The 8,516-nt window shown below is 58.7% G+C and carries 4 protein-coding genes; 3 read left to right on the plus strand and 1 reads right to left on the minus strand.

What is annotated here, in order from left to right; translation table 11 throughout:
• Window positions 1-3,909 (plus strand): CLIPPER-2 domain-containing protein (locus AC6RA8_RS19240; RefSeq protein ID WP_500354956.1); only part of this gene is annotated, 3,909 nt, incomplete at its 5' end.
• An 11-nt stretch (window positions 3,910-3,920) separates the two neighbouring features.
• On the plus strand, window positions 3,921-7,316 hold the full coding sequence (locus tag AC6RA8_RS19245; protein WP_500354957.1) for an RHS repeat domain-containing protein: 3,396 nt from the start codon (window positions 3,921-3,923) through the stop codon (window positions 7,314-7,316).
• Between the two features lie 137 nt (window positions 7,317-7,453).
• On the opposite strand, the gene AC6RA8_RS19250 is transcribed toward AC6RA8_RS19245, so the two are convergent.
• A complete protein-coding gene (locus tag AC6RA8_RS19250) occupies window positions 7,454-8,161 on the minus strand; it encodes a helix-turn-helix transcriptional regulator (protein WP_500354958.1) in 708 nt (235 codons plus the stop codon).
• 108 nt (window positions 8,162-8,269) lie between these two features.
• Between AC6RA8_RS19250 and AC6RA8_RS19255 the strand changes: the two genes are divergently transcribed.
• Window positions 8,270-8,516: GFA family protein (locus AC6RA8_RS19255; protein ID WP_500354960.1), on the plus strand; the 247-nt coding region annotated here is incomplete at its 3' end.

The raw sequence follows: 8,516 nt of genomic DNA on the forward strand, positions 1-8,516 counted from the left end.
TTCCCGACGGATGGCATCGCGCCCGGCGATACGTATGTCTGTACCGGCAGCTATACCGTGACCGTTGGCGATGTTGATCTAACGTCGGTGACGAACCTAGCATCAGCAACGGATGGCACCACCACATCCCCGCAAGTGACAGAAACCATTCCCAATGCCGGCACGCCGGCATTGGATGTGACCAAGGAACTGGTTCAGGTCACTGATGCCACCGGCGCCACCGTGCGGACGGGCGGGTTCGAAACGGTCGGTGATCGCCTGTTCTATCGGTTCACTGTCACCAACTCCGGCGGCTTGGCCTTTGTAAATGACGTTGTGGTCAACGACGCGCTTCTCGCGGCGCCGTTGGTCTGCTTCACCAGCACAGGCGCTGACCCCGATTTCCGACCCGGTGAAACGGTGACCTGTGAAACCGACCTTCTGCAGTCATATGAGGTCACCCAAGAGGATCTGGACGCGGGCGAAGTCTTTAACGAAGCCATCGCTGAAACAAGTGCATCCGGTCTGACTGCGCCGGTGATCTCGGACGTTTCAAGCGTGACAACGCCTGCCGCAAGCGATCCAATGATCGAGTTGGTGAAATCTACCGCTGCACCGTCATTCGCCAATGTGGGCGACACGATCACATTCGACTTTGTACTGAGCAACACGGGCAACCAGACGCTGACAGATGTGAGCGTAACGGACCCGTTGATCCCGGCGCTGGTTTGCGAAGCTGGCACGTTGGCACCAGGCGAAGATCTGACCTGTTCTGGTGACTACTTGGTGACGCAAGAGGACGTTGATAACGGCACTCTCAGCAACACGGCCACGGCAGAGGCGATTGATCCAACCGGTACGGCAGTCACGCCAGACACCAGCAGCGTTACTGTTCCTGGACCGCTGACTGAACCACTCAGCCTTGCATTGTCCAAAACCGCCACCCCCACGCCGTTTGGAGCGGTGGGCAGCACGGTTTCTTATGGGTTCGAGGTTGAAAACACGTCACGCTTCACTTTGGCTGACGCAACGGTCACGGACCCGCTGATCCCCGGCTTCAGCTGCGTGATTGACACGCTTGATCCCGGCGCCGTCGACGGGACAAGCTGTGCCGCTCTCTACACTGTGACCCAAGAGGATGTGGATCGCGGGAGCATCGAAAACACGGCCGAAGTCACTGCCCGCGATCTGCTGAACACCCGCACAGTGACGGTCGAGGATATGCTGACCACGGCAGGACCTGCACGCACACCGGCGTTGGAAGTCACCAAGACGGCAGATGTGCCACGCGTAACTCCGGGGTCGACCATCACCTATACGCTGAGGGTGGAGAACGTGGGCAATGTGACTGTTGAGGTCACCGGTATCACCGACACGATGACCCGCATCAACACAGGTGCACCCACGTTCCTGACCACGCCGTTCACCTTCGTGACGGGGGATGCTAATGGCGATGACCTGCTCGATGTGGATGAGGTCTGGGAGTATTCCGCGACCTACGTGCTCTCTCAATCGGACATCAATGCAGGTGGGGTCAGCAATACCGCGACAGTCACGGCAGATGGGCCTACAGGTACGGGATCGGTCAGCGATACGTCAGACAATGGCAACGACGGTGATGGCAACACGACCGACGATCCAACAGTTGTCGACATCACGTCGAATCCGCGACTGGACGTGACCAAGACAGTTGTGACGACTGGCAGTGAGGCGGGCGACGCAGTCGTCTTCGAAATACGGGCAGCCAATACCGGAAACGTCGATATCTCGGGTCTTGCAGTTGCCGACACGTTGAGCCGTGCCAATGGTGAGGTGATTGGCACGCAGCCCGCGACTCCGGTTGGGGCCATTGCCGATCCGCTGGCACCGGGCAGTTTGGCGGTCTGGCGTGTTTCGTACACCTTGACGACCGAAGATGTGGACGCGGGCGGATTGTCGAACGTGGTTGTTGTGTCGGGCACCGGCCCGGGGCCGGGCAATGTGCCGGTCAGCGACACCGGTGACAACGGCGACGATACCGATGGCAACACCACTGATGATCCAACTGTTCTGACAATTCAGCCGATGCCTGAGCTGGTGGTGACCAAAACCTCTGGCAGCCAGACCGTTGAACCAACCGCGCCAGGTGAAACCGTCACCTTCGACATCCTGATCGAAAACCTCGGCAACGTGACCCTGCGCGATCTGGTGTTCACCGACACGCTGACGCGGTTGGATGGGACGACTCTCGCCCCTGATACGCCGCCGCTTGCGGGATTTGCCGAACTGGGGGCGGGTGAAACAACAACTGTTAGCGTGGCCTATACGTTGACGCAAGAGGATTTCGACGCGGGCGGGATCCAGAACATCTTTGCCGCGACCGGCAACGATCCACTGGGTTTGCCAGTGACGGACAGTTCGGACGATGGGGACGATACCGATGGGAACGTGTTGGATGATCCGACTCTGATTCCGATTGCAGCGGTTCCGACGGTTGTTCTGACAAAGACGGCGAATGTGCCGACGCGCGTCTCGGGATCGGTCTTTGAGGTCCTCTTTACCATCACGTTAGAAAACACCGGTAACGTGACGCAAGCCGATCTGGTTTTGACCGACGACATGACGGCTTTCGTCGCGCCATCGACGCTTGTCACCGTGGGGGCACCGGTTGCCTCGGGCTTTACCACTGGAGGCGCCAATGGCGCGTTTGATGGGCAGACGGACACTAACACGCTAAGCGCAGGGACGTCGCTGGCCCCAGGTGAAACGGCTACTGTCACGATCGCAGTGCAATATGACACAGCAGCCGGATCACCCTCAGGGACCAACACGGCGTCGCTGACATCCGACCGGATCACCGCTGCTGTGACCGCATCCGCCGCCGTTGCCAGCAGTGAGCCGACATCGGACATCGTGGCAACAAAGCGCGCGACCAACAGTGGCGTCTTGCAGCGCGGTTCGGTTGTGACCTTCGAGCTGACCTTTGAAAACAGGAACACCACTGCAGAAAGCGGGCTGACACTCGTGGATCAATTGCCACCAGGCCTTCTGTTCCTTCCAGGGTCGGCAACGTTCAACGGCGCATCGACGCCTGAACCGGTGATGAATGGTCGTTCTGTCATGTGGCCGGACCAGACACTTGCTCCGGCAGAGGTGGTGACGATCCGCCTGAGTGCTCGACTGACAGGTGGGGCGGGCGAATACATCAACCGCGCATTCGCTCTTGGACCGACAGGCGCGCGCGAGTCAAACACCGCAACTGCGGCGATACGGGTCACACCCGAGGCGGTCTTTGATTGCGGTGACATCATCGGCAAGGTCTTTGATGATGTGAATGGCGATGGATATCAGGACCCGCCCGAGACGCTAAGGCGTCTGGCCAATTCCTATGCGGCGCAGCGGGCGCTTGAGAAACTGACGCCTGCCGAAATCAAGGCCGATGGTGGTGAGCCGGGCCTGCCTGGCGTGAAACTGGTAACGCCGCGCGGCGACATTATCACGACGGACAAGTACGGGCGCTTCAACGTCCCCTGTGCCTTGCTGCCTGATGGTTCAATCGGGTCGAATTTCCAGCTGAAGCTGGACGATCGGACCTTGCCCACAGGCTACCGTGTAACGACGGAAAACCCGCGCGTGATCCGCGTGACAGCAGGCAAGCTGGCCGAGCTGAATTTTGGTGCGCGGCTGGGCAATCTGGTCGAGATTGACCTGACGGCCGGGGCCTTCTCGGGGGACGGGCCAAATGCAGCTCTGATCAAGGGCCTTGAGGGTTTGGTCGAACAAATCCGGCAAGAACCTTCCGCCATCCAGCTTCGATACTACCGCGGTGACGAAAGTGTTGAGACGGCGCGTACTCGTCTCAGGGCCACCGAAGATGCCTTGCGACAGGCGTGGCGGGGCAGGGGGACCTATCGGCTTGATGTCGACCGGTCCGTCCGGCGGTTGCAGTGAGGGGTGCGGACATGAAACGGTTTATCGCAACATCCGCCCTTCTTCTTGGTAGCTCAGCGCTGCCCGCACTTGCGCAGGATGGCGGGTTTGTCATCACTCTGAACGGGGACAAGGTGGCAGGTGACGACCCTGCGCTCGAACGCCAGATCAAAAAGGTGGACGAGGTGCTGGAACAGGCAGACGTCCGGGTTCAGTACGACGGGCTGGATGTGACGCCGCGCCTTGATCTGGAAATTGAAGGGGCGGATGGTCAGCGGCGTGCAGGCGACAGCGTGACACTAAAGTCTGCACTAAATTACCCCGGGTTTGTGACGCGCGGTGAGGTTCTGATCGTGGATCAGAATGCACGTGGCGGCCCCGAAACCCTTGGACGCTACGACATATCACCAAATGGTCAGGTGACCGTCACAGTTCCCGAGGTTGACAATATTGTCGCCGTTCACCGCGTTTACGATGCCAATGGCAGATACGATGAAACTGCGCCGTTATTCTTGAGCCGTGGCGACGATCGCGCGCTCGAAGACGGGGTGGAAGACGGCAATGATGCGACGACCCGCCGCCGTATTCCAGTGCATGGTGGCGCCGTTACCGTATCAGGAAGCAGCGTGGCACCTGGTGCGCAGGTCACGACGCTGGGGGAAATTGTGCAACCTGACCCGTCCGGGGCGTTCGTCATTCAACGTATTCTGCCACCGGGGGACTATGCAATCGGAGTGCAGGTGCAAGGCCCTGGCGCTGTGCCGGTTGATGTGGTGCGCGAGGTCGAAGTTCCGCGCTCCGAGTCCTTCTATACGGCGCAGATTGATCTGACGCTTGGCTACAATGACAGCGACCTTGATGGGAGCACCTCGTACGAGCGGGGACGCATCGCAGGTTACTTCAATGGTCGGTATGCCAATGGGGTCGAATTGACGGCCCAAGTTGACACCGGTGAAGGCGATCTGAGTGACATTTTCTCGGACTTGGACGAACGGGATCCACGTTCGACGTTCCTGCGGCTTGATCCGGACGATTTGTACCCCACCTACGGCGATGACAGCACGTTGGTTGATGACACGCCGACCTCTGGCAAATTCTATCTGCGGGTCGAGAAAGACAACAACTACGCTGTCTGGGGTGATTGGCGAGCTGACATTGCCAACACGACGTATCTGCGCAATGACCGCACGCTTTATGGTGCGCGCGGGCATCTAGAGTCCCCCAATACAACGTCGCTGGGCGAGCCTGTCTGGCAGTTGGACGCTTATGCCGCGCAGCAGGACACGCTTCCGCAACGCGACGTGTTCCGTGGCACAGGTGGGTCGGTGTATTTCCTGAGCCGTCAGGATTTGACCATCGGATCGGAAACACTGTTGGTGCAGGTGCGCGATGCAACCACCGGGCGCGTGATCTCAACGCAGTCTCTTGTGGCGGGGCGCGACTACTCGATCAATTACATCCAGGGCATCATCACCCTTAGCGAGCCACTGCAATCCGGCACCGGGTCCAACGGTCTGGTTGTGACGGATGTCGGCGGTGCCGCTGATGTCAATCTGGTGGCGCAGTATGAATTCACCCCGGATGCTGGCGACATTGACGCGTTTTCCTACGGTCTGCGTGGGGAGGTTTGGGCGGCAGATCGTTTCCGTCTGGGTGCCACCGTCCAGAGCGAAGAAACCGGGCTTGGTACACAGGATTCCTACGGTCTCGATCTGCGCTACCAGTTGAACGAGGACACGTATCTGAGTGCAGAATACGCTTGGTCGGATGGACCGGGCTTTGGGTTTGATACATCGACCGATGGCGGGCTTGTGTTTGATGAAACACCCGCTAGCGGTGGTCGAGGCGATGCCTACAAGATTGAGGGCCGCGCAGCCCTTGGTGATCTGGGGCTAGCTGCCGAGGGTTCGATCAGTGCTTATTTCGAGGAAAGGTCCGAGGGGTTCACGACCCTCGACTATTCAACCACTGCGGATGAAACCTTGTGGGGCGTTGCGTTGGATGCCGAGGTGTCCGAGCGGCTGAGCATCGCTCTTTACTTTGACAGCTTCAAACAGGATGGAGGCAAAACGGACCGCGAGGGTGGGATCGAAGCCGAGTACCTTCTGACGGATCGTGTGACCCTTGGATTTGGACTTGAGAATCTGGACCGGGAGGGTGTCTCCGGTTCGGGTGACGGGCAGCGGACCGACGCTGTCGTCCGTTTGACCTACAAGCCCAACGACAATCTGACGTGGTACGTCTACGGACAAGAGACGCTGAGCCTTTCGGGCACGCTTGAGGAAAACGACCGGATAGGTGTCGGGGGCAGTTACCGTTGGGCCGAGACATGGGAAATCGAGGGCGAACTTTCCGAAGGGGATGGCGGCACAGGGGGTCGCATTCTGCTGAGGAATGATCGCGGAGAAGCGGGGAACACCTATTTCGGTTACGAGCTTGATCCGAGCCGCGAGATTTCGGGTCTGAGCCGCTCCGATACCGGCCGCTCGCGCGGGCGCTTCATCACGGGTGGAGAGCGTCGTGTCAGCGGCACCGTCACGATGTTCGGAGAGAATGCGTTTGACCGCTTTGGTCGCTACGAGAGCCTAACGTCAGCCTACGGTGTTACCTATGAACCAACCGAGCGTCTTTCTTTTGTGACCGCCTTCGAGACGGGCCGAGTGCGCGACAGCGTAAATGGTGACTTCGACCGCTATGCACTGTCCCTGGGCGCGCAGTACCAGAGCGAACAATTTGAAGGTAAGGCGCGGCTTGAGTTCCGGAACGAGGATGGCACCCGCAGTAATTCAGACCGAAACAGCGATACATGGCTGTTTACCGGATCTGGCAGCTACAAGTTGGATGAAAGCCAGCGATTGGTCTTTTATGCCAAGGTATCTGATACCGATGGCAACAGCGGCATTGCGCCTGATAGCGACTTTACCGATCTGTCGTTTGGGTATGCCTATCGTCCGATTTACAACGAACGTCTGAATGTACTGCTGCGCTACCGGTATCTGGACGACAGTTTCGGTCAGCAGGTTGATGGAAGTGACACCCCTGGTCCGGTCCAGCAATCACATGTTTTCAGCGTGGATGCGGAATATGACATCAACAGGTTCTGGAGCATCGGCGGGAAGTTTGGCGCGCGCTTGACCGACAGTGCGGACAGCGTGGATGCCGAATACACGTCGAACGATGCGGTTCTTGCCATTCTCAACACGCGCTGGCACGTGGTCAACAAATGGGATGCTCTGTTTGAATTGCGTGCGCTTGACCTGCGGGATGCTGGAGTGTCCGAAGTGGGTGGTCTCGCCGCGATCTATCGCCACCTGGGCAAGAACGTGAAACTTGGCGTTGGCTATAACTTCACCAACTTCAGTGACGATCTCACCGATCTGACCTTTGACGACAGGGGTGCTTTCATCAACATCGTTGCCAAGTTCTGAGTTGCGGATTTCGGTTCAGATAGCGCAGTTTGCGCAGCGCGTTGGGTTGGGGAAACGGCACTAAACTGCTGGACTGCCTACCTGTTTACCGAGAAAGCAAACCGGGTTTTGCTTCTGTTGTGCAGCACGGTCTCCACTTAGGATCGTCGTGCACTAAACCGTTCACGTTCAGCGTCCATGGCCGCGCGCCATTCGGTTCTCAGGACGTCCATGCGGCGGGGGATCTTGTCAATCAGCACCTCTGCCGCGACGATGCGTTCACTGCGGAAGTACCGAAAGGCCTGTCGGAGTTCACACCATGCCGCCACGATCCGGCCCGCATCGCGGTAGCCGATCAGAAGGGGCCAAATCACACGGTCGGTCGTGGCCCCGGTACTGTCGGCATATGTCAGAGCGATCTTATGTCGCTGGCGGATGGCCATGCGGATGTCAGAAGCGCTGAGCACCTCCGGGGGTGGTGCTGCGGGGCTTACGTCGGTTGTTGGCTCTACAAAGAAGCTTTTGGTGTCGTCCGGTGCAACTGCGGCGATCTTAGAGATCAGATTTTCGGCAGCGCGGGCGAGTTCTGGCTCGCCCCGTGTTTGCACCCATTGGGCACCAAGCACAGCCGCCTCAATCTCGTCCGCGGTAAGCATGAGCGGGGGCATGTGAAACCCCTGTTCAAGAACATAACCGACGCCTGCCTCGCCCCTGATAGGAACGCGCTGGGCCATCAAGGCGGCGATGTCACGGTAGATGGTGCGCTTGGTCACCTCGAGTTCGGTGCCAATGGCTTCGGCCGAAATCGGACCGCTCGTCCGGCGTAGAATTTCGATGATTTCAAACAATCGGTCGCCGCGTCGCATTTGCGCCTCCATCGGTTGGGGGCAGCGTGCCCCACCCATGCTGACACCATGCTGTCAGCATGATGTCGTTAAACCAGTTGTGCAATCACGAAGACGAGGAGAACACAGATGGAGATCAAGGGAAGTTGCATGTGCGGATCAGTTCGCTTTGCCATTGTGGGGCAACCAAAGATGATGGGTACCTGCCACTGTTCACGCTGTCGTAAGCTGGGCGCGTCGACAATTGTTTTTGTGGAGCGGGAGCAGTTCACGCTGACTGCCGGCGAAGCGTATATCGAGACAGTTCAGCCTGCGCTGCCATTCATCTATCATCGTTCGTTCTGCCGGAAGTGCGGCACATCTTTGGGTGAGCCGC

Source organism: Tateyamaria sp., from assembly GCF_059783535.1.

Coding starts and splice junctions, on each gene's coding strand:
- AC6RA8_RS19245 (WP_500354957.1), top strand. CDS start 3,921: ATGAAACGGTTTATCGCAACATCCGCCCTTCTTCTTGGTAGCTCAGCG.
- AC6RA8_RS19250 (WP_500354958.1), bottom strand. CDS start 8,161: ATGCGACGCGGCGACCGATTGTTTGAAATCATCGAAATTCTACGCCGG.